This window comes from bacterium (genome assembly GCA_030019025.1).
In the GTDB taxonomy this organism is placed as follows: domain Bacteria; phylum Hydrothermota; class Hydrothermia; order UBA1063; family UBA1063; genus UBA1063.
In genome coordinates, this window is sequence record JASEFR010000055.1 from 223 (window position 1) to 727 (window position 505).

Below are 505 nucleotides of genomic sequence, written 5' to 3' on the forward strand. Positions count from 1 at the left end.
CCCCCGTTCTTCAGCCTTAATTTTCACTCTACCAAGAAGAACAAGCCAAAACCATGGGCACAGACTATAAAGGCATAACGGCAACCCACAAAGAGCTGCGGGAAGGCGGATACTTTTACACAGCCAAACTGATTGTTTTGCGGAACCTTTAGCGGGAAAGGAAAGGTTTACCGAGTATAGAAGAGGAGGAAGCCATGCATGGCGATATTTAAGCGAAAGCACATAGCGAAGATCATTGCAGGCGTCAAAACGCAGACAAGACGAATCCATAAACATGAATGGGAAATAGGCAGAGTTTACGGCATACGAGACGCTTGGCATAGCAAGCCACAAGCTCACATCAAGATAACTCGCAAGTTCAAACAAAGGCTCGGCGACATAAGCCCCGAAGACATCAAAAAGGAAGGATTCAACAGCTTAGAAGAGTTTCGCAGGGCATGGGAAGAAGTCAACGGAGAAGAAGCCGGGACCCTAACAAAACCGTGATAGTCTATGTGCAAGCTCG

The 505-nt window shown here is 47.1% G+C and carries 1 protein-coding gene; it reads left to right on the forward strand.

All coding sequences use genetic code 11. The annotated features are described in order from the left end of the window. Positions 1-198 precede the first annotated feature (198 nt). A complete protein-coding gene (locus QMD82_08585) occupies positions 199-486 on the forward strand; it encodes a hypothetical protein (GenBank protein MDI6851969.1) in 288 nt (95 codons plus the stop codon). Positions 487-505 lie beyond the last annotated feature (19 nt).